This is a genomic window from Stenotrophomonas sp. AR029 (genome assembly GCF_047520695.2).
In the GTDB taxonomy this organism is placed as follows: Bacteria; Pseudomonadota; Gammaproteobacteria; order Xanthomonadales; family Xanthomonadaceae; genus Stenotrophomonas; species Stenotrophomonas sepilia.
In genome coordinates, this window is sequence record NZ_JAXBQQ020000001.1 from 526,563 (window position 1) to 547,515 (window position 20,953).

Annotated in this window: 17 protein-coding genes and 1 tRNA gene; 5 read left to right on the forward strand and 13 right to left on the reverse strand. The window is 67.3% G+C overall.

Annotation, left to right across the window (positions count from 1 at the left end):
- Window positions 1-15: 15 nt before the first annotated feature.
- Both ACM0PB_RS02510 and pmbA read right to left on the reverse strand, forming a co-directional pair.
- A complete protein-coding gene (locus tag ACM0PB_RS02510; RefSeq protein WP_065179227.1) occupies window positions 16-387 on the reverse strand; it encodes a DUF4870 domain-containing protein in 372 nt (123 codons plus the stop codon).
- A gap of 87 nt (window positions 388-474) precedes the next feature.
- Window positions 475-1,842 (reverse strand): metalloprotease PmbA, encoded by a 1,368-nt coding sequence (pmbA, locus tag ACM0PB_RS02515; RefSeq protein ID WP_070488917.1) that lies wholly within the window; start codon window positions 1,840-1,842, stop codon window positions 475-477.
- Between the two features lie 68 nt (window positions 1,843-1,910).
- On the opposite strand from pmbA, the gene yjgA reads away from it, so the two are divergent.
- On the forward strand, window positions 1,911-2,498 hold the full coding sequence (yjgA, locus tag ACM0PB_RS02520) for a ribosome biogenesis factor YjgA (RefSeq protein ID WP_005418075.1): 588 nt from the start codon (window positions 1,911-1,913) through the stop codon (window positions 2,496-2,498).
- Between the two features lie 41 nt (window positions 2,499-2,539).
- On the opposite strand, the gene tldD is transcribed toward yjgA, so the two are convergent.
- Genes tldD through ACM0PB_RS02540 form a run of 4 tightly spaced genes read right to left on the reverse strand, consistent with a single transcriptional unit; the run spans window position 2,540 to window position 10,020 of the window.
- Window positions 2,540-3,985, reverse strand: coding sequence for a metalloprotease TldD (gene tldD / locus ACM0PB_RS02525; protein WP_005418077.1), 1,446 nt, complete (start codon window positions 3,983-3,985; stop codon window positions 2,540-2,542).
- Window positions 3,986-4,043: 58 nt separating this feature from the next.
- Window positions 4,044-7,901 carry a YhdP family protein gene (locus ACM0PB_RS02530; RefSeq protein ID WP_065185492.1) on the reverse strand — a complete coding sequence of 1,286 codons (3,858 nt, stop codon included), beginning with the start codon at window positions 7,899-7,901 and terminating at the stop codon, window positions 4,044-4,046.
- Window positions 7,902-7,931: 30 nt separating this feature from the next.
- Window positions 7,932-9,419 (reverse strand): ribonuclease G, encoded by a 1,488-nt coding sequence (rng, locus tag ACM0PB_RS02535; RefSeq protein ID WP_005418079.1) that lies wholly within the window; start codon window positions 9,417-9,419, stop codon window positions 7,932-7,934.
- Window positions 9,412-10,020 carry a Maf family nucleotide pyrophosphatase gene (locus ACM0PB_RS02540; RefSeq protein WP_065185491.1) on the reverse strand — a complete coding sequence of 203 codons (609 nt, stop codon included), beginning with the start codon at window positions 10,018-10,020 and terminating at the stop codon, window positions 9,412-9,414. Before ACM0PB_RS02540 ends, rng begins: the two co-directional genes overlap by 8 nt.
- 130 nt (window positions 10,021-10,150) lie before the next feature.
- Between ACM0PB_RS02540 and ACM0PB_RS02545 the strand changes: the two genes are divergently transcribed.
- The 3 genes from ACM0PB_RS02545 to ACM0PB_RS02555 all read left to right on the forward strand — a co-directional run bounded on the left by ACM0PB_RS02545 (window position 10,151) and on the right by ACM0PB_RS02555 (window position 14,739).
- A complete protein-coding gene (locus ACM0PB_RS02545) occupies window positions 10,151-10,888 on the forward strand; it encodes an SIMPL domain-containing protein (protein WP_005418081.1) in 738 nt (245 codons plus the stop codon).
- 215 nt (window positions 10,889-11,103) lie between these two features.
- Window positions 11,104-11,754, forward strand: coding sequence for an energy transducer TonB (locus ACM0PB_RS02550; RefSeq protein WP_005418094.1), 651 nt, complete (start codon window positions 11,104-11,106; stop codon window positions 11,752-11,754).
- Between the two features lie 189 nt (window positions 11,755-11,943).
- Entirely contained in the window at window positions 11,944-14,739 is a 2,796-nt protein-coding gene (locus ACM0PB_RS02555) for a TonB-dependent receptor (RefSeq protein ID WP_065185490.1), read from the forward strand.
- Between the two features lie 85 nt (window positions 14,740-14,824).
- Here the strand turns inward: ACM0PB_RS02555 and ACM0PB_RS02560 are convergent, their stop codons facing one another.
- Complete coding sequence (locus ACM0PB_RS02560; protein WP_155760304.1) at window positions 14,825-15,877, reverse strand: hypothetical protein; 1,053 nt, start codon at window positions 15,875-15,877, stop codon at window positions 14,825-14,827.
- A gap of 139 nt (window positions 15,878-16,016) precedes the next feature.
- Between ACM0PB_RS02560 and ACM0PB_RS02565 the strand changes: the two genes are divergently transcribed.
- The gene (locus tag ACM0PB_RS02565; RefSeq protein ID WP_171955658.1) at window positions 16,017-17,438 is read left to right on the forward strand and encodes a basic amino acid/polyamine antiporter; all 1,422 of its coding nucleotides are present in this window, start codon (window positions 16,017-16,019) and stop codon (window positions 17,436-17,438) included.
- Window positions 17,439-17,539: 101 nt separating this feature from the next.
- Here ACM0PB_RS02565 and ACM0PB_RS02570 read toward each other — a convergent pair.
- From ACM0PB_RS02570 to ACM0PB_RS02595, 6 genes are all read right to left on the reverse strand, one after another.
- Window positions 17,540-17,616, reverse strand: a tRNA-Asn gene (locus tag ACM0PB_RS02570).
- A gap of 22 nt (window positions 17,617-17,638) precedes the next feature.
- Window positions 17,639-18,109 carry a 23S rRNA (pseudouridine(1915)-N(3))-methyltransferase RlmH gene (gene rlmH, locus ACM0PB_RS02575; RefSeq protein ID WP_005418108.1) on the reverse strand — a complete coding sequence of 157 codons (471 nt, stop codon included), beginning with the start codon at window positions 18,107-18,109 and terminating at the stop codon, window positions 17,639-17,641.
- Between the two features lie 64 nt (window positions 18,110-18,173).
- A complete protein-coding gene (rsfS, locus tag ACM0PB_RS02580) occupies window positions 18,174-18,584 on the reverse strand; it encodes a ribosome silencing factor (protein WP_005418109.1) in 411 nt (136 codons plus the stop codon).
- A 58-nt stretch (window positions 18,585-18,642) separates the two neighbouring features.
- On the reverse strand, window positions 18,643-19,308 hold the full coding sequence (nadD, locus tag ACM0PB_RS02585) for a nicotinate-nucleotide adenylyltransferase (protein WP_005418110.1): 666 nt from the start codon (window positions 19,306-19,308) through the stop codon (window positions 18,643-18,645).
- Between the two features lie 3 nt (window positions 19,309-19,311).
- Window positions 19,312-20,349, reverse strand: coding sequence for a DNA polymerase III subunit delta (gene holA, locus ACM0PB_RS02590; protein WP_065185487.1), 1,038 nt, complete (start codon window positions 20,347-20,349; stop codon window positions 19,312-19,314).
- Between the two features lie 12 nt (window positions 20,350-20,361).
- Window positions 20,362-20,946, reverse strand: coding sequence for an LPS-assembly lipoprotein LptE (locus tag ACM0PB_RS02595; protein WP_005418114.1), 585 nt, complete (start codon window positions 20,944-20,946; stop codon window positions 20,362-20,364).
- Window positions 20,947-20,953 lie beyond the last annotated feature (7 nt).

Below are 20,953 nucleotides of genomic sequence, written 5' to 3' on the forward strand. Positions count from 1 at the left end.
CGCGTGCGGCCGGAATTACTTGATCAGGCGCAGCGCGAACGGGTAGCGGTAGGCTTCGCCGTTGTTGGCCTTCACGGCGGCGATGATGCAGAACACCAGGTTCAGGATGCCGACGATCGGCGCCAGGATGCCGCCGATGATCACGATGGTCAGCACGATGCAGATCAGCATCGCGATGGTGATGGTGATCTGGAAGTTCAGCGCTTCCTTGGCCTGGTCTGTCACGAAGGACTTGCTGGCGTCATCCTTGTTGATCAGCCAGATGATCAGCGGGCCGATGAACCAGGTGAAGATGCCCAGCAGGTGCGCGGCCAGCGCCATGGTGCGCTGGTCGGCCGGGGCATTGGTGGTTGCCGGCGGCGGCGGGACGTTATCGAATTCACTCACGACAAAACTCCTTTTCATTGGGTGGTCTTGACCCACCAGCACCAAGCCGGTTGCGTCAGGCGGGCATAGCTTACGCCATCGACGCCATCAATCATTACCGGCAATGGTCATCCGCCCCAGCAGGATCGAGCCGGTCCGGATGTGCGAGCGCGGGTCGACGTCGCTGCCGACCGCCTCGATGCTGCTGAACATCTCGCGCAGGTTGCCGGCGATGGTGACGCCGTCCACCGGGTACTGGATCTCGCCGTTCTCGACACGGAAGCCGCCGGCGCCGCGCGAATAGTCGCCGGTCACCCCGTTCACACCCTGCCCCATCAGCTCGGTCACCAGCAGGCCGTCACCCATCTGTCGGGCGATCTCTTCGAGCGAGCCGGCATTGGCCGCCAGCTGCAGGTTGTGCACACCGCCAGCATTGGCGGTGGTCTGCAGGCCCAGCTTGCGCGCCGAATAGCTGCCCAGCACATAGCGCTGCAGCACGCCGTCACGGACCAGCGCCGAAGCACGGGTGGCCACGCCGTCGCCGTCGAAGGCGGCCGAGCGCAGGCCGCGGCGCAGGTGCGGCAGTTCGTCAATCTGCATCCACTCCGGGAACAGGCGCTGGCCGACGCTGTCCAGCAGGAAACTGGCCTGGCGGTACAACGCGCCGCCGGACACTGCCGACAGCAGGTGGCCGACCAGGCTGCGCGCCACTTCCGGGGCGAACAGCACCGGCATGCTGCCAGTGGCCAACGAACGCGGCTGCAGGCGGGCCACGGTGCGCTCGGCGGCGCGGCGGCCGACCAGACCCACGTCTTCCAGGTCCCCCTGTGCCAGCGCGCTGGTATACCAGCCATCGCGCTGCATGCCGTCGCCCTGCCCGGCGATCAGCGCGCAGCCGACCGAATGGTGGGTGCCTCGCTCACGACCGAAGAAGCCATGCGAATTGGCGTACACCGACAGGCTCTGCATGCTCGATACGGAAGCGCCATCGGAATTGCGGATCTGCGCATCGGCCTCGCGGCCAGCGGCCTCGCAGGCCAGGGCCAGGTCCACCGCCTCATCGGCCTGCAGCGCCCACGGGTGCCAGCCATCCAGGTCCGGGAAGTCGGTGGCCATCAGCGCGGCCTCGGCCAGGCCGGCGGCCGGGTCATCCTCGGTATGCCGGGCAATCGCGCAGGCCTGCTCGACCGTAGCGGCCAGGCTGGCCTCGTTCAGGTCGCCAGTGCTGGCACTGCCCTTGCGCTGCCCGAAATAGACGGTCACGGCGATGCCACGGTCACGGGTGGACTGCACAGTCTCGACCTCGCCGAGGCGGACATTGACCTCCAGGCCCCGATCCTCGCTGCAGCTGACCTCGGCCTGGCTGGCGCCCAGCGCGCGGGCGCGGTCGAGCAGCTGCTGGGAGAGGTCGGCCAGCCGTTCCAGCCGGGCCAGGCTGTCGTCGCCGACGGCCACTTCAGGGGCGATCACGTTCAATGCTTTATCCTGTACGGGTTGGGCCCGGCATCACGCCGGGCGACTTTTTTTGAAATCAGGTAGGGACGATGCGCGGACGCGACGAAGAAACCGGTGAATTCCACGACAAGAGCCGCAGCCAGAACCGGCGCGATGCACTCGACGTGCTGGCCCTGGGTGAGAAGCTGGTGTCGCTGACCCCGGCCCAGCTGGCGCGCCTGCCGATTCCGGAAGACCTGCTGCCGCACATTGCCGAGTGCAAGCGCATCACCGCCCACATCGCCCACAAGCGCCAACTGGCGTTCCTGGCCAAGCACATGCGCCGCGAAGAAGAGGCCACGCTGGATGCGATCCGCGATGCGCTGGACGCCAACAGCGAAACCGGCCGCCGCGAAGTGGCGATGATGCACCGCGTGGAAGACTGGCGCGACCGCCTGCTGGCCGAGGGTGACAAGGCACTGGCCGCTCTGCTCGATGACTATCCGCAGGCCGACCGCCAGCAGCTGCGCACGCTGGTACGCAACGCGCAGGCCGAGAAGGCCAGGAACAAGCCGCCGCGCGCTTACCGCGAGATCTTCCAGGTGCTGCGCGGCCTGATGCTGCCGGCCGCGCTGGGCCTGAAGGCCGGCGCCGAAGACACCGACCACATCGGGACCGGCGAAGCCGACGAGGACTGAGTCCGCGTCGGCCCGGGCGGTTGCTGTGGCCATCGCCACGCTCAGGCCTGGGTACCGCCGACGGTGATGCCCTCGATCAACAGCGAGGGCTGGCCGACCCCCACGGGCACGCTCTGCCCGTCCTTGCCGCAGATGCCCACGCCCTCGTCCAGGGCCAGGTCATTGCCGACCATGCGCACCTTCTGCATGGTTTCCGGGCCGTTGCCGATCAGGGTCGCGCCCTTAACCGGCGTGGTGATGCGGCCGTCCTCGATCAGGTAGGCCTCGGTGGCCGAGAACACGTACTTGCCACTGGTGATGTCGACCTGGCCACCGCCGAAGTTGACCGCGTACAGGCCCTTCTTCACCGAACGGATCATCTCCTGCGGATCGTGCTCGCCGGCGCGCATGTAGGTGTTGGTCATGCGTGGCATGGTCAGGTGCGCGAACGATTCGCGGCGCCCGTTGCCGGTCGGGGCCATGCCCATCAGCCGCGCATTGAGGCTGTCCTGCATGTAGCCGACCAGGATGCCGTCCTCGATCAGCGTGGTGCACTGGCTGGGGTGGCCTTCATCGTCGATGTTCAACGAACCGCGGCGGCCGTCGAGGGTGCCGTCGTCGACGATGGTCACCCCCGGTGCCGCCACACGCTCGCCGATGCGGCCGGCGTAGACGCTGGTGCCCTTGCGGTTGAAGTCGCCTTCCAGGCCGTGGCCGACCGCTTCGTGCAGCAGCACGCCCGGCCAACCCGGGCCGAGCACCACCGGCATCATGCCGGCCGGCGCCGGCACTGCTTCCAGGTTCACCAGCGCCTGGCGCAGCGCTTCCTGGGCGAGGGCTTCGGGGCGGCCGCTGGCAAACAGGTCTTCGTAGCCATAACGGCCACCGCCACCGGCATAGCCGGACTCGCGACGGCCGTTGTGCTCGACGATCACCTGCACATTCAGGCGTACCAGCGGACGCACATCGGCCGCCAGCACACCGTCGCTGCGGGCGATCAGCACCGTATCGACGCCGCCGGACAGGCTCACCATCACCTGCCTCACGCGCGGGTCGGCGGCACGCAGGTAACCATCCAGGCGCTTGAGCACCTCGACCTTGGCTTCGTTGCCGATACCATCGATCGGGTCCAGCGCCGGGTACAGTGCGCGCGCATTGCCGCGCAGCAGCGATCGCCCGGACTGCGCACCGCCCTCACGCGAGATCGCGCGCGCCGACTGCGCCGCCGCCAGCAGCGCGTCGGCATGGATGTCATCGGAGTACGCAAATCCGGTCTTCTCGCCGGAAATCGCACGTACGCCCACCCCCTGCTCGATGGAATGGGCACCGTCCTTGACGATGCCGTCTTCCACGCTCCAGCTCTCGCGGCGGGCGTGCTGGAAATAAAGGTCGCCGAAGTCGACACCGGGGCCGAGCAACTGGCCGAAGGTGCGCTCAAGGCCAGCGGTATCCAGGCCGCCGGGGCGAAGCAGGCGGTCTTGGGCAAGCGTCAGGGCGATATCAGTCATGGTTTCGATCTGGGGGTGCGGGGGCGCTCAGGCAAGCCCCGTGAACAGGGAACCGCGCTCAGCGCGAGCGCGGCAGGTCGGTGACGGTCGGCGGAATGGCCGGTGCAGACGCCGGCACGGGCGGTGATGGGGTCTTGTCGCGGCTGCGCTCGATCACTTCCACCTTCGGTTCCTTCCATGGACCGGTCACCTTGTAGGTTCGGGCGCCAATCTCGCCCAGCGGCTTGGACAATACCGCATTGGTGGCCGCGCCCAGCGCGGCCCCCACCGGGCCGCCGGCCACCGCACCGACCACGGTCAGCAGGTTGCCCGCGCGCGGGTTGACGTCGATGGTCTGGTCGAACCGCTGGTTGCGCAGGTCAGCCTGGCCACGGATGGTGATGTTGGCCGCCGGGCCTTCGATCAGCACCTTGTCGGTGCGCGCCATGCCCTGGCCGAACTGCATGCTGCCGTCGATCTGGTTGAACGCGAAGCCCTTGGAGAAAAAGTCGCGGAAGTCGAACATCAGGCGCCGCGGCAGCTGCGCGACGCTGAGCAGGCCCAGCACGCGGCCGGCGCCTGGCTCCAGCTCCAGCAGCTGGCCATTGCGCGCGTGCAGGTCGAGACTGCCCTGCAGGTTGCCCAGCTGGAAGTCCGACGGGCCTCCGCTCCACGAGGCCTGCAACTGCGCCTGGCCGGAACCGCCGCGCAACTGGCCGCCGTAATCAAGATTCTGCATCAACCCACCCAGATCCTCGCTGCGCACCTGTGCGGTCAACTCGGTTCGGGCACCACCGGTCCGGCCCAGCCAGCGACCGCTGATGTCGATCTCCTGGTCCGGCGCACGGAAACGCAGCGCATCCACGTTCAGGCCATTGGCCAACGGTCGCGTGCGCAGCACCGCCTGGCCCAGCACCACCTTGCCGAACTTCAGGTCGGCAATGTCCAGCGCGAACGGCGGCAGCTTGGCCGGGTCCATGTCGTTGGCACCGGCCTGTACCCGCGCCGGTGCAACCGGCGCGCCCGGTGCCGCCGGCAGTGACTGCCAGTGCACGCGGTCAAGCTGGCCACTGATCGTGCCACCGTCCGCATTGGGGACAGTCAGGCGTCCGGCCAGCGACGGGCCGTCCAGCCGCACATCCAGTGCCTGTGAGCCCGGGTGCAGCTGCAGCCGGGTCTGCTCGAACACGCCGCCGATCAGCTTCAACTGGCCAACCTGCACGTCCACCGCTCGCAGCGGCATCGCATCGTCGTCCCCGCCACCCCGCGCCAGGCCGATCCACTCCAGCGCATCCAGCGTCGCGCTGCGGCCATTGACCGTCAGCCCGCTCGGCGGCGGCTCACGATCAACATGATCACTGCCCAGCGTGACCTGCACGCCGGTCTGGTTGTTGTGGCTGCGTGCGGCCAGGGCCAGGCGCTGGCCGAAGGCCACATCGATGCGGCCGGCGCCCATCGGCAACTGCGCGGCCACCGTGGTCGCCAGCGCTTCGGCGGCCGGCTTGTCCAGCGGTGCCGGCAGGTCCAGCCGGGTGCCGACCAGGTCCGAACTCAACCGCAGTTCACTCGGCGGCGCGGGCGCCCCCGGGGCCACCTTGGGCAGGTTGACCGCGATGGTCCACGCTGAAGTGCCGGTGATGTAGGGCTTGAGCCAGGTCATTTCCGGTGCGCGGTCGATCAGTACGCCCGCATCAAGATGCGCCGTCAGCTGCGATTCGAAAGCCCGCGTGCTGTCGTGCACGTAGCCACCAGCGCGCAGGCTCAGGCGGCCATCCTGGCCGAGGTGGCGCACCGCCAGTTCCTCAGCGCCGAAGCCGCCATTGCTGTAGCGCGCCTGCCCTCGCATGTTGTCGAAGGCCAGCTGGAAGCGCTTGTCGACCAGCTTCACGCCGGTCAGGTCGACCGTCCCCTGCAGATGACCACCGCCTTCATCGTGGTGCAGCGGCTGCAGCAGATCGAAAGTCACATGCGCCGGACCACTGGCGACCAGGTTGTCCAGCGTATCGCCGTAATCCTTGTGCAACGGGCTCTGGCGCAGCATCGCCAGCAGCTTGCCGGCCTCGCTCGGCGCGTCGGCACGTACGTACAACGGCTGGTGCCCGAAGTCCGGAATGCCCGCTTCGAATTTCTGTACCGCCACGCCGGCAAGATCACCCCGTCCACGCATGTCGAAGCCAGGGCCGATGAAGGCGATGTCGGCGTCGACCTGGCTCATCAGCGGCCAGTCGTGCTGGAAGCGGATGTCGCCATTGGTGATGTGGCCGGTGGCCTCGAAGCGGCCATCATTGTTGTCGAACGGCCAGTCGTCCAGGTCACCGGTGACCAGGCCGACACCCCCACGCACCTGGCCGCCGGCCAGTGCCATGTCCAGCCAGTCGGTGGCGCCCTTGCTCATCTTGGAGTGGATCCAGAAGCGCTTGGCCGCCGTCATCGGCACGTCGTCCAGCTTCGCGGCCAGCTGCAGCCACGGCCGCGTACCGTCGCCCTGGAACCAGACGCCGCCGCGCACGTCGGCCGCGTAGTCGGTGCCTTCCACGCGCATGGCCGGCGTTCCGATCCGCCAACCGCCGCCCTCGTCGCGCCACCCCACGACCTGTCCGGCCAGATGCAGGTCATGCCGCACGCCAAAGCCGGTCGGCCAATCGAACTGCAGCTGCCGTTGCGGCTGCAGCTGCAGGCTGAAGCCATCGGCGTCGCCTTCAAAGCGCCCGCCCAGGCCGCGCAGGCCGGGCGAGTTGCCCACGCTGGCGAAACCCAGCGACTGCAGTTCACCCTGCGCCCACAGGGGGCCATCGTGTTCGCCCGACAGCTGCAACGCGCGCACGTCCAGCTGCGGCCTGGACAGGAACAGCCAGCGACGCAGGCCCGGCTCAAGGCGATCACTCAGAGCCAGCGCACGCAGTGCGATGCCGGCCTGCACCGCACCGGCGTTCACCCGCAGCTGCTTGCCGATCTGCAGCTGCAGGCCATCGAGCTGCTGTGCGCCATCTTCGGTCTTCAGGCGCAGGCGCGGCACCTGCAACGCCCAGCCATCGGCCTGGCGCTGCCAGCGCAGGCGGGCCTGCAGCCGCTGCAGCTGCAGCTGCGGCGCTGCCACGCCGGGCATCGGTGCACCGTCGACGCGCACGTCCCGCAGGTCCGAATCGGTGGTCAGCGCGACCGGCGCGAAATCACGCAGGGTCAGCCACAGGTTCAGCTCGCCCTTGCCCTCGCGCAGGCGCACGCCGCCGGCCGCCAGCAAGGGCGACCAGGCATGGAAATCGACCGGGTCGGCGCCGAGCCAGGCCTGGCCGTTGCCACGCGCACGGTCCACGTCCAGTACCGCGGTCAGCGGCAGCGCTTGTGCATCGGCCCAGGCGCGTACACCCACGCGCAGGCGATCACCATTGACCCGCATGCGCAGGTCGATGCGCGGCAGCGTGGTGTCGATGCCGATCCCCGGCGCGTGCACGCCCAGGCGGCCGCCGATCACCTGCAGCTCGCCGAGCCGGCGCAACGCATCCAGCGGATCCCCCCCGTTGTCGGATTGCGGCAACCCGCGCACCGACCAGCGTCCGTCTTCGCCCTGCTGCAGGTCCAGGGCCAGGCCACGCAGGCGCAATTCGGTCAGCGAGCGCCCGGGCAGCAGCCCGCTGTACATCGATACCAGCACCTCGGCCTCGCCGATCGCCAGGCCCTGCCCGGCACCGATGCGCAGGCCCTTCAGCTGCAGCAGCGGGCCACGACGGGTCCAGGTCGTCTGCAGCTGGTCAAAACGCACCGGCTGGCCAGCCCGCTCGCTCAGCCAGGCGGCGATCCTGTCGGGATGACGCTCGGCCAGCGGCAGCAGTTGGCTGAAGGTGCCCACCAGCAGTGCAAGCCCGACCAGGCCCACCGCACAGGCGGCAATGAAATGACGGCGGATCCTTCGCAGTCGCAGGCGCGGCGGCGCGCTCATCGGCCACCGCCGGCCTGCAGCCGGCGAGGATCAGAGCAGAACGACATCGAATTGCTCCTGCAGGTACTGCTCGTCCGCCTGGAAGCGGATGCTCTTGCCGAGGAACTCTTCCAGCTCGGCCACCGCCGAGGATTCCTCATCGGTGATGCGCGCGACCACCTTGGTCGATGCGATCACCAGCAGGCGCGCGGCATCGAACTGGCGCACGGCACGGGTGATCTCGCGGAAGATCTCGTAGGTCACCGTCTCGGTGGTCTTGATGCTGCCGCGGCCGCTGCACTGCGGGCAGGTTTCCGACAGCTGGCGCTCCAGGCTTTCGACCGTGCGCTTGCGGGTCATCTCCACCAGGCCCAGCGGCGAGAAGTCGTACACCGTGGTCTTGGCATGGTCGCGGGCCAGCGCCTTTTCCAGCGTGCGCAGCACCTGACGGCGATGCTCTGCATCATCCATATCGATGAAGTCGATAATGATGATGCCGCCCAGGTTGCGCAGCCGCAGCTGACGCGCCACTGCCTGCGCCGCTTCCAGGTTGGTGCGGAACACCGTCTCTTCCAGGTTGCGCTGGCCGAGGAACGAGCCGGTATTGACGTCGATGGTGGTCATCGCCTCGGTCTGGTCGATCACCAGGTAGCCACCGGATTTGAGCGGCACCTGCTTGTCCAGCGCGCGGCCGATCTCGTCTTCCACGCCGAACATGTCGAAGATCGGGCGGTCGCCGGAATACAGCTCCAGCTTTTCGGCCAGCACCGGCATGTACTTGGCGACGAAGGCCTGCAGCTGGCCGAAGGTCTCCTTCGAGTCCACCTTCACCTTGTCCACGTCCTTGCGGATCAGGTCGCGCACGGACCGCAGCGGCAGGCTCAGGTCTTCATAGATGATGCTGCACGACGGTGCTTCGCGGCCGCGGCGCTCGACCACGTTCCACACGCGCGACAGGTAGGCGATGTCCTCGGCGATGGCCTCGGCCGGCTGCCCTTCGGCGTTGGTCCGCACGATGTAACCGTAGCCACCATGCTGTGCCGACAGTTCGGTCACCAGCGCCTTCAGGCGGGCGCGCTCGGTTTCGTCCTCGATGCGCGCCGACACGCCCACTACCTTGGACTGCGGCAGCAGCACCATGTAGCGCGAGGGAATGCTGATCTGCGTGGTCAGGCGGGCGCCCTTGGTGCCGATCGGGTCCTTCACCACCTGCACCACGATGTCCTGGCCGTCACGCAGCAGCTCGACGATCGGCACGCTGGCCGGCGGCGGCAGGGTGGTGTTCTCGGTGTCGGCGCTGGCCACCGGTGCCGGGCGCACCACGTCGTTGGCGTGCAGGAACGCGGCGCGCTCCAGGCCGACTTCGACGAAGGCGGCCTGCATGCCGGGCATGACCCGCTGCACCTTGCCCTTGTAGATGTTGCCGACCACGCCACGGCGCCAACCGCGCTCGATGTGCAGTTCCTGCAGCATGCCGTTTTCGATCACCGCGACCCGGGTCTCGCGCGGGGTCACATTGACCAGGATTTCCTCAGACATCGGCAGCCTCCCTGGCGGCATCGGCAGTGGGGACCGGCACGCCACAGCGCGCCAGCAGACGATCGGTATGCAGCAGCGGCAGCCCCATCACGCCGGAGTAGCTGCCGGAAAGATGTTCGATCCAGCGTTCGGCCCCGCCCTGGATGGCGTAGGCACCGGCCTTGTCCAGCGGCTCGCCGGTGGCGACATAGGCGGCGATGTCGGCGGCGTCGATCGGGGCGAAGGTCACCTCGGAAATGACCAGCTCGCTGTCCAGGCCGCCCGCACCGACCACCACCACGGCGGTCATCACCTGGTGGGTGCGCCCGGCCAGCCGCGCCAGCATCGCCCGCGCGTCAGCGGCATCGACCGGCTTGCCGAAGACCTCGCCATCCAGCACGACCTCGGTATCCGAACCAAGCACCCGCGCCTGCGGGTCGTCGGCCAGCACCCGGGCCAACCCGGCGCGCGCCTTGTCGGCGGCGACCCGGCATACATACTGTTCGGCGCTTTCAGTGGCCGCGCGCTGCTCGACGACCTCCAGTTCAAGGGCCTGGAAGGGGCGTCCGAGTCGGGCCAGCAGCTGGTTGCGTCGGGGGGAGCGGGAAGCAAGATAGAGCATCGGCACAGCATAACCTGAGGCCGCCACCTGAATCGTCGGCAACCCGTTACGGAACGCGTACAACCCCGATCAGGCTCACAGCGCGTTCATCGCTACGACACCACCCTCACCGGCACAACAAGGAGATCCCATGCGCCTGACCGCCACCCCGCTGCTGCTTGCCCTGTCCCTCGCCCTTGGAACCTCGATGACTGCTCATGCCGCTCCGTCGTCGCCGTCGATCGCCGCCGCGGCCGAAGGCACCCTGCTGAACATCTCGGCCAATGCCGAGGCCACCCGCGTGCCGGACGTCGCCACCCTGTCGGCCGGTGTGGTCACCCAGGCAGCCGACGGCAACAGCGCCATGCGCCAGAACGCCCAGCAGATGGACAAGGTGCTGGCCGCGATCAAGGCCGCCGGCATCGCCGAGCGCGACGTGCAGACCAGCGGCGTCAGCCTCAACCCGCAGTACCGCTATGCCGACAATGAGGCACCGAAGATCACCGGCTACCAGGCCAGCAACACGGTCAGCCTGAAGGTCCGCGACATCGCCAAGCTCGGCAAGGTGCTCGACGCGCTGGCCGCGCAGGGTGCCAACCAGATCAACGGTCCGCAGTTTGAGATCGACCAGCCCGAACCGGTCTATGACGAAGCCCGCCTGGCCGCCCTGAAGAAGGCCCAGGCCCGCGCCCAGACCTATGCCAGGTCGCTGGGCCTGCAGGTGCGCCGCATCGTCAGCATTTCCGAGAACAGCAACGGCGGTTTCCGCCCGATGCCGATGATGCGCACCATGGCCGCCGGCGCGGCGATGGACAAGGCCACCCCGGTCGCACCGGGTGAATCGACCGTCTCGGTCAACCTGGACGTGGTGTTCGAACTGGGCCGCTGATCGCGCCCGGCACGGCCGACCCAGGCGGGTCCCGCAGGGGCCCGCCTTTTTCGTCTATTCCGGCGGCGTTGGCTGAAGGCCAGCCCAACGCGCATGCCCCTGCCTCTAGGCAGTGGCCGCCATGCCGCGCTACTGATGAACTGCCAGCCGCGTGCGGCAACCCCGCCACGGACCCTGGTGCGTTGAGGACTTCGTCACTGGCATGGAGGTGGATCATGGTTCGTACCTATCCCGTTGCATCCCCGCACTTCGACCCCGCCCGCGTCGCCGCCTGGAGTGCAGCGATCGCCCTGCACCTGCTGGCCTTCCTGTTGCTGCTCATCCCTGCGACCTACCAGGCCGTGCAGGCCCCGCGTGAAAAGACTCCGGTGCGGCTGATCGAGAAGATCCCGCCACCGCCGACGCCGCCGGCTCCGGTCCCGCCAAAAGAGATCGTCCAGGTGGTACCGAAGCCCCGGACGCAGCCGGTGGTACCGCCACTGCCCGCACCCACCGCGACCGTGGAAGAGACCCAGGGCATCGCATTGCCGGCCGCCGAACCGGCTCCGCCGCAGCTGGCGCCCAGCATCGACACTTCCACCCCGTTGGCCGGCGCCCAGCTGCAGTACCGCAGCGCTCCGCCGCCGACCTATCCGATCCAGTCCCTGCGCAACCACGAACAGGGCACGGTGCTGTTGCGGGTGGAAGTGGACACCCGTGGCCAGCCGGTCGCGGTCAGCGTCGAGCGCAGCAGCGGCTCGCGCAACCTGGACCAGGCCGCCCGCCAGCAGGTGCTCAAGCACTGGCGCTTCGAGCCTGCCCAGCGTGACGGCGTGGCGGTTCCGGCCATCGGCATGGTGCCGGTGCAGTTCTCGCTGCCGGACTGAGCGTCCCACCGGCCCGGCCTTGCGCCGGGCCGGCCACTGCCCGGCAAATGCGGACATGCCAGGGGCAAGCGTTACTGATTAAGCAAAAATTCACGACTTCGTCACCTGCTGGAAACCTAGATTGGCGCGTCCCGGTATCGATCCGGCGACAGCCCTCAACGCTACGGTTTTCCAGTTAGGAGAGAAGCTGTGAAACACCCGATCCAACGGCCCGCCAGCCGCCGCCGCACCACCCTGGCATCGTCCATCACCCACATCCTCACCGGCGGCGCCCTGCTGCTGGCCGGCGCCGTCGCTTCCTCCTCCGCCTTCGCGCAGGAAAAAGCCACCAACCTCGACCGCATCACGGTCACCGGCTCCAACATCCCCCGCACCAACACCGAGACGCCGTCCCCGGTGCAGGTGGTGAGCCGCCAGGAGATCGACCGCAGTGGCAAGGCCACGCTGGCCGAGTACCTGCAGACGATCACCGCCGATGGCGCCGGCTCCATTCCCAAGACCTTCGGCAACGGCTTCGCCGGTGGCGGCGCCGGCATCTCGCTGCGCGGCCTCGGTGCGGGCTCGACGCTGGTGCTGTTGAATGGCCGCCGCATGGCGACCTACGGCCTGGCCGACGACGGCCAGAAGGTGTTCACCGACCTCAGCACCATTCCGCTCGATGCCGTCGAGCGCGTGGAAGTGCTCAAGGACGGCGCATCGGCGATCTACGGCTCCGATGCCATCGCCGGCGTGGTGAACATCATTCTGCGCAGCGACTTCGAAGGTGCGATCCTGCGTGCGTCCTACGGCCTGTCCGGTGACAGCGACGGCGATACCAAGAAGGCCACCCTGACCGCCGGTACCGGCGACCTGTCCAAGGATGGCTGGAACGCATTCTTCAGCCTGGATGTCGGCAAGTCCGACGCGATCAAGATCAGCGACCGCAAGAACCGCAAGTGGATCGGTACCGGCGACACACGCCAGTGGGGCTATGACGCTACCGACGCACAGTTCCTCGGCGGCGCCTACCTCAGCGGCCGTACCAACGGCGGCGTCGGCCCGAACGGCTCGGTGTTCAACAATGATGCGCCGTCGCCGCATCTGGTCGCCCTGCCGGGCTGCGCCAACCTGAGCTCCATTCCGGGCCAGACCGAGGCCTCTTCGGCGGCCCAGGGCTGCCTGTGGGATCCGGCCCAGCAGTTCCGTGACCTGACCCCCGAAGAGAAGTACATCAACGTATTCGGCCGTGCGACCTTCGCCTTCGGTGAAGGCGGCGAGGTCTACACCGAGATCGGCTACTCGAAGAAGGAAACCATCTTCAGCAATACCCCGTCGGGTGTTTCCGGCGGCTGGGGCTTCCCCGGCGGCCCGAAGAACGCCAGCAGCGGTGACGGCGCGACGATGCTCTATGCCGGCCATCCGGACAACCCGCTGCCGTATGCGGCGCGCCTGCGCTACAGCGCGTGGGACGTCGGCCCGCGCGTGACCAACAATACCAACGAGTTCAACCGCTTCCTGGTCGGCGTCAAGGGCAACTGGGGCGACTGGAGCTATGACACCGCCTACCTGCATTCGGGCACCGACCTGGTCAACAAGCGCACCGGCTTCCTGCGTTACAGCTCGGTGCTGTGCGCGCTGGGCAATCCGAACTGCGCCGGTGGTACCTGGCGCATCGGCGACAACGCCAACCTGAACTCGCAGGCACTGTACGACTACATCTCGCCGACCATCAGCGCGCGTGCCAAGTCGAGCCTGGACATGTTCGACTTCACCGTGTCGCGCAGCCTGGCCGACCTCAAGGGGGGGCCGCTGGGCCTGGCGATCGGTACCGAGTGGCGCAAGACCAGCAACAGCCTGACCCCGCAGACCTACACCGACCAGGGTGACATCATCGGCCTGGGCTATTCGGCCTACGACGGCACCCAGAACGTGTACGCCGGCTACGTCGAACTGTCGGCACCAGTGCTGGAACAGCTGGAACTGTCCGGCGCCGTGCGTTACGACAAGTACGAAAGCGGTGAAGGCAAGGCCACGCCGAAGCTGGGCGTGAAGTGGACCCCGGCCGACTGGATCGCACTGCGCGCCAGCTACGCCGAAGGCTTCCGTGCGCCGAACCCGGCCGAGAACGGTGACGGTGGCCTGGCCGCTTTCTCCAACGCACGTGATCCGGTGCGTTGCGCCATCGATGCCGACGAGTGCACACCGCGCTCGATCGCGATCATCACCCGCCCGAACAAGGACCTGAAGCCGGAAGAGTCCAAGAGCTACTCGGTGGGCCTGGTGCTGCAGCCGACCTCGACCACCTCGATGACCGTCGATGCCTGGCAGATCAAGCGCACCAACGAGATCGTGCAGGGCAACACCGCAGCGGCCATTCTGGCCGGCAACGTGCTGCGTGACTCCAACAACATCGGTGGCGTGCCCAACTCGGGCAGCATCCTGGCCGTCAACACCGGCTACGTGAACGCCAGTTCGTCGCGAGTCCGCGGTATCGACACCGATATCCGCCAGACCTTCGATATCGGCCCGGGCCAGCTCGAACTGGACCTGCAGTGGAGCCACATCCTGAAGTTCGAGCGCACCGAAGGCGATGAGACCGTCGACTATGCCGGCACGCACGGCAACTGCGACGTGACCAACTGCATCGGTACGCCGAAGGACAAGATCAACTTCGGCACCACCTGGAAGCAGGGTGCGTGGAGCGTGAGCGGTGTTGCCAACTACATCAGCAAGATGGACAACACCGACAAGCGTGGCGGCGACTACCAGGCGTTCTACGAGGATGGCACGCCGGTGACGAAGATCTCTTCGTTCACCACCTTCGACCTGTCCGGCCGCTGGAACATCACCGACGCCTTCGAGCTCAATGCCTCGGTGGCCAACGTGTTCGACCGCATCGCACCGCTCGATCCGACCACCTACGGCGGCGTGAACTACAACCCGATGCACTTCTCCGGTGCACTGGGCCGTTACTTCACCGTGGGCGCCAAGTACACGTTCAAGTAATCCTGCAGCAGCGTCACCTGCAAAGGCCCGGGCCAACACCCGGGCTTTTGCTTTTTCAATGCCACCCGGCACTGTGGAGCCAGCGTCAGCCGAACAACCATAGCCAGACCATCAAGCAGATCAGCAGAACCGCGGCGGCGGTGAGGCCCCAGAAGCAACATTGGTACAGACGCCGTTCGGCGACCTCCGAATTGAGATCATCACGAGCGGACTGCAGCCCCTTCTGCAACGTCACCTTCTCCTTCCTCAGATCAGCAGCGACCCTCTGTACGCCGGCAAGCAGCTCCTCGCTCTGCTTCAGCTGGGCAGCTAGCCTGCCGTGGCTCTCTTCCAGTGCAAGACTGCGTGCACTCGCCCCTGCCACCTCGGACTGCAGCAGGGCTTCCCGCTCGCTCAACACCTGCAGTTCCTCTTGCTGGCTGCGCACCAGCGCCTCCAGATAATCGTTGCTGCTGGGATTGCTGAGGACCATCGCCTGCAGGAATCCACGCTCGCTTTCCAGCAAGCGCTTGATCCTGTCGAGGTATCGAGCTTCCTCCACATCACTGGTTTCGTCCTCGGGAATGGTGTAGCCGTAGATCGGCACCCTGCCGATATCCACTTCGATCACTGCAATGCCCAGTTGCCGGAGGCCATCCTGTTTTGCAGCATCCACAGCATGTGATCGCCTGACCTCAAGCAGGAACTTCCCGTCCCACTTGGAACCCAGATCATCTTCGCTGGTGAACTCGACATACAGATCTGCCCGATAATCCCCCCTTCCCGGCACCTGCCACTCCTGCTCCACCCGGGAGATCGAGATTCTCGATTCACGCCAGCGACGAGGCCCTTTTCCGGTAGGAAGCGAAAGAACCAGCTGCACATGGTCCAGCCGACTGAAAGCCTCCTTGAACAACAGATGCTGCAGCGATTCGCCTCCCGCTGCCGCTCCGCCCTTCACGCCGTCGATATATGCGAAGTACCACGACCGCCCCTTCATCACGTGCTTCACTGGGCGACGATGACCTGCACGATGCGTTGAGAAATAGCGATCTCCCGTGGGTTCTCCACCATAATCCCTGTTGCGACGGTGGCCCACGGCCTGCGCCGTAACGTACTCGGTTCCATCGGGAGTGAGAAAGGCCCGCGATTTGGTCATGGGGTGCGCGCTCATAAAGGGAAGCCCACTATGCCAACCTTCCATCGCACTCGATGAGATGGATAAGATCGATGACGCGAATGCAACTGCTGCCCCCCCGGCCGAAAGGCCGATGGGATGACCGCAAGGGAACCAAAGCATGCCCTCGTCCAACCAACGTCTCGGCCTGCCCGCGTTGACTGCACTGGTAGTCGGCTCGATGGTCGGCGCCGGCATCTTCTCATTGCCGCAGAACGTTGCCCGCAGTGCCGGCCCGGCCGCCGCGATGATCGGCTGGGCGCTGAGCGGTGCGGGCATGCTGATGCTGGCCTTCGTGTTCCAGGCCCTGGCCAACCGCCGTCCGGACCTGGACACCGGCATCTACGCATATGCACGCGAAGGCTTCGGCAACTACATCGGCTTCTCCGCGGCGTGGGGCTACTGGGTCGCTTCGGTACTGGGCAATGCCAGCTTCTTCGTGCTGATCTTCAGCGGCCTGGGCCATTTCATGCCGGTGTTCGGCGAAGGCAACACGCCAGCCGCCGTGGCCGCTTCGTCCGTACTGTTGTGGACCGTCCACCTGCTGGTGCTGCGCGGCCTGCGCACGGCAGCCATCGTCAACGGCCTGGTGACGGTGGCCAAGCTGCTGCCCATCGCACTGTTCCTGGTGCTGGCCGCCGGCGCGTTCCGCATGGAGGTGTTCCGCGCCGACTTCTTCGGCACGCCTGCGCTCGGCGACCTCGGCCAGCAACTGCGCGGCATGATGCTGGTCACCGTGTGGGTGTTCATCGGCATCGAAGGCGCCAGCATCTATTCGCGGCGTGCCGCGCGCCGTGCCGACGTCGGCCGTGCCACGGTGATAGGTTTCCTGGGGGTCTGGCTGCTGCTGGTCCTGGTCAGCCTGCTGTCGATGGGCGTGCTGTCGCAGGCCGAACTGGCCGGGCTGCCCAACCCGTCGATGGCCTACGTGCTGCGCGCCATCGTCGGCGAATGGGGCGCGACGGTGATCATCGCCGGTTCGATCATTTCGGTGCTGGGCGCGCTGCTGGCCTGGGTGCTGCTGTGTGCCGAAGTGCTGTATGCCGCCGCTGGCGACGGCACGATGCCCGCCTTCCTGGGACGCGAGAATGCGCGTGGCGTGCCGGCCAATGCGTTGTGGTTGAGCAACGGGCTGATCCAGCTGTTCCTGCTGCTGGTGCTGTTCAATGCGGGCAGCTACACCGGCCTGGTGCTGCTGGCCGCATCGATGAGCCTGGTGCCCTACTTCCTGTCCACCGCGTTCGGCGTGCAACTGGCCTGGCGCGGGCAGTCCTACGCGGGTGAGCCACGCGTGCGCTGGCGCGATTTCGTGGTCGCGCTGCTGGCCAGCGCCTACGCGCTGTGGCTGGTGTATGCCGGCGGCCTGAACAACCTGCTGCTGTCGGTGCTGCTGTACGTGCCCGGCGTTGTTCTGTTTGCGCAGACCCGGCGCCAGCGCGGCGAGCCGGTTTTCACGCACTGGGAGTGGGCGCTGTTCGGCGCGATCCTGGCAGTAGCAATCGCCACGCTGGCAGCGTTCTGGAAGGGCCGGATCACGCTGTAGCGGCGAGCGCGTGCCCGGCTTGGAGGATGCAGCCGAGCATGGGTTCGCCGCCACAACACGGCAAAAAAAAACCTGCATCTCGCGATGCAGGTTTCTCAAGGTGGCGCCCGAAGTTGGACTCGAACCAACGACCCCCTGATTAACAGTCAAGTGCTCTAACCGGCTGAGCTATTCGGGCAGACGACTAGTATAACCACTCTTCACGCGCGATGGTAGGGGTGATTGGCAATCATTGCGGCAGCCCGATACAGCTGCTCGGCCACCACCAGACGCACCAGCATGTGCGGCAGCGTCAGCGGTCCGATCGACCACTTTTCGTCGGCCAGCGCAGAGACCTCTGGCGAATGCCCTTCCGGGCCACCGATCAGGAACGCCAGGTCCCGGCCCTGCCCGCGCCAATGCTCCAGGCGTTGCGCCAGCTGCTCGGAACTCAACTGCCGCCCCGGCACGTCCAGTGCCACCACGTAAGCGTTCTTCGGTAGAGCGGCGATGACCCGCTTGCCTTCATCCTCGGTGGCACGGCGCGGATCGCGCCCCTTGCCGCGCAGGCCGGGTTCGATTTCCACCAGCTCGAACGGCAGCCAATGCGACAGCCGCTTCTGGTATTCGGCGAACCCCTGCGCGACCCAGCTGGGCGCGCGTTCACCGGTGGCGATCAGGCGGGCTTTCATCAATGGTCCTCCAAAACGTCGACGGCGCCATCGGCGCCGTCGAAGGGATGCATCAACGTGCGGCTCAGGCCACTTCGTCGTCGCTGGACGGCGGCTGGTCGCCGACGGTCCACAGGCGCTCGAGCGCGTAGAACTCACGCACGCGCGGCAGCATCACGTGGACGATCACGTCGCCCAGATCGACCAGCACCCATTCGGCTTCGCGCTCGCCTTCAACGCCCAGCGGCATCACGTCGATGTTCTTGGCGAAGCGCACGACTTCATCGGCAATCGACTTGACGTGGCGGGTCGAGGTGCCCGAAACGACGATCATGTAGTCGGCAACGCTGGACCGGCCGCGCACGTCGATCTCGACCAGGTCCTTGGCCTTCAGGTCTTCGGTGGCTTGGCGGACGCTGGCCAGCAGTTCCGGCACGGACGGCGGCGGGCTGGGCAGATCGACCTTGATGGTCTGGGGCTGGGTCTGGTTGCTCAAAGTGGATCGACTCGATAAACGTGGGGGCGATTATACGGGGATGGCGCGGCCGCGCCATTCACGCCGTGGCCGGGCGGTACAGCCCGTGTGCAGCGACATAGTCGGCCACGGCCGGGGGCAGCAGTGCGCGCCAGGGACCGCCAGCGGCAATCTGCGAGCGCACGGCGCTGGCAGATTCCCCGCGTAGTGGGTGGTGCAGGCGCAGGATGCGCCCGGCCGGGCTGGCGAACAGGGCCTGCTCATTGTCGGCCCAGCGCCCTTGCAGGGCACGCCCCAGCTCGCCATCGATCGACGCCTGCAACGGACTGCCCGGCCGTTCGGCCACCACGAAGTGGGCCAGATCGAACAGGGCCTCCCATTCGTGCCATCCGGACAGCCCCAGCAGGCTGTCGGCGCCCACCAGCCAGGCCAGCGGCCGGCTCGGGCCCAGCTCGCCACGCAGCTCGCGCAGGGTGTCGACGGTGTACGACGGGCGACCGGGGCAGCGGGTGGCACGATCCAGTTCGCGACGGTCCAGCAGCAGCCCCGGCTCGTCGCCGATGGCCAGCGACAACATCGTGCAGCGCTGCTCAGCGGTGGCGCCGGGCACCGCGCGGTGCGGCGGATCGGCGGCCGGCAGCATGCGCACGGCGACCTGCAGTTCATCACGGGCCGCACGCGCGATCGCCAGGTGCCCGAGGTGCACCGGATCGAAGGTGCCCCCGTAGTAGATCCGCAGGCTCATCACTCAGGCCCGCGCCAGCAGGCGCACGGCACGCGGTTCGGCCACGGCCACCAGCAGGCGTTCCAGCGCCAGCCAGGCGTCGCCGTCAGCGCGCCCCTTGGCAATGCGGTCGACCAGCCCCGCCTCGGCCACAAAGCGCTCCCAGCGCTTGCCTTCCGGGTGCCGCTGCAGCGCGCGCTTGTAAGGCGCCTGCCGCGATTCCCAGATGCCGCGCGATTTCATTTCAGCGGCCAGGTTGCCACCACGCGCCTGCACGCGGGCCAGGCCTGCGCCCGCCAGCAGTTCGCGGATCACGATCGGCATCAATGCGGCCACCGCCTCCCCTTCACCGCGCAGGCCGGCCAGCATGCGCAGCACCGCCGGCGGCTGGCCGGAGAACGTCGCCTCCACCAACCGGAACACGTCGTAGCGGGCAGCGTCAGCCACCAGCGACTCCATCCGTTCCACATCCAACGGCTGGCCGTCGGCCAATAGCGCCAGCTTGTCGATTTCCTGGGCGGCGGCCAGCAGATTGCCCTCCATCCGCTCAGCCAGGCGCTGCACGGCAGCCGGGTCGGCACGCAGGCCCTTGCCGCGCAGGCGGCGCTCGATCCAGTCCGGCAGTTCGTGCGGCTTGATCGCCCATGCCACCGACAGCACGCCGATGCGGCTGACCGCCTCGGCCCACTTGCCCTGGTGGGCCTTGCTCCATTCATTGGCGGTGATCATCAACACCACGTCCGGCGCCGGGTTGGCGCAGAACTGGCTGATGACCTCGGCGCCCTCCTTGCCCGGCTTGCCGCTGGGCAGGCGCACCTCGACCAGGCGGCGGGCGCTGAACAGGCTTGGCGCATTGAAGCTGGCGTCAAGCTGGTTCCAGTCGAAATCACGCCCGTCGGCATCGAACACTTCGCGTTCGCCGATGCCCGAGGCGCGCGCACGCGCGCGGATGGCATCTGCGGCCTCCAGTACGCGCAGTGTTTCCGGGCCTGCGATCAGGTACACCGGCGCCAACGCGGTGTCAGCGCCCTGGCTGGCCAGCTGCTCCGGACGCAGTTCCATCGTCGCTGCCGCTCAGTGCTTGACGGCGGCGGCAGGCTCTGCCGGCACCGCGCCCTCGATCGGCTTGGCCTTCGGCGCGGACAGGCTGCCCCCCTTCTCGATCTCGGCGCGGACCACGCTGTCGATACGGCGGATGATCGAGGCGGACATTTCCCGGCGCAGCTCCGTGGCCAGGATTTCGCGTTCGGTGGTGGTACCGGTGGCGTCGGTCGGCGGCGACACGTAGTCGCGCGACAGTTCGATCACCTGCTGCGGCACCAGTTCGCTGCCATCCTCGCGGCGGAAGATGAAGATCACCGCATAGCGCAGGCTGTACTCCTGCGCACGACCCTGCGAGTCGATGGCGATCGGGAGGTCACCCCAGCGCTCGGACAACACCTGCAGCTGGGTACTGGGTTCCTTGCTGTCCTCATCGGCCAGCCTGGCACCAGAGGCCAGCAGGCTGCGATTGAGCAGCTTGACCAGTTCACTGTACGGGGCGGTGGATACCACCTTCACCGGGGCGGTGTCGGTCGGCAGCATCAGCTTGTTGCGCAGATGGAAGCCGCAGCCGGCGAGGCCGAGGACAAGAACGAGGGCAAGCAGGATTCGGGTCATGGAGACA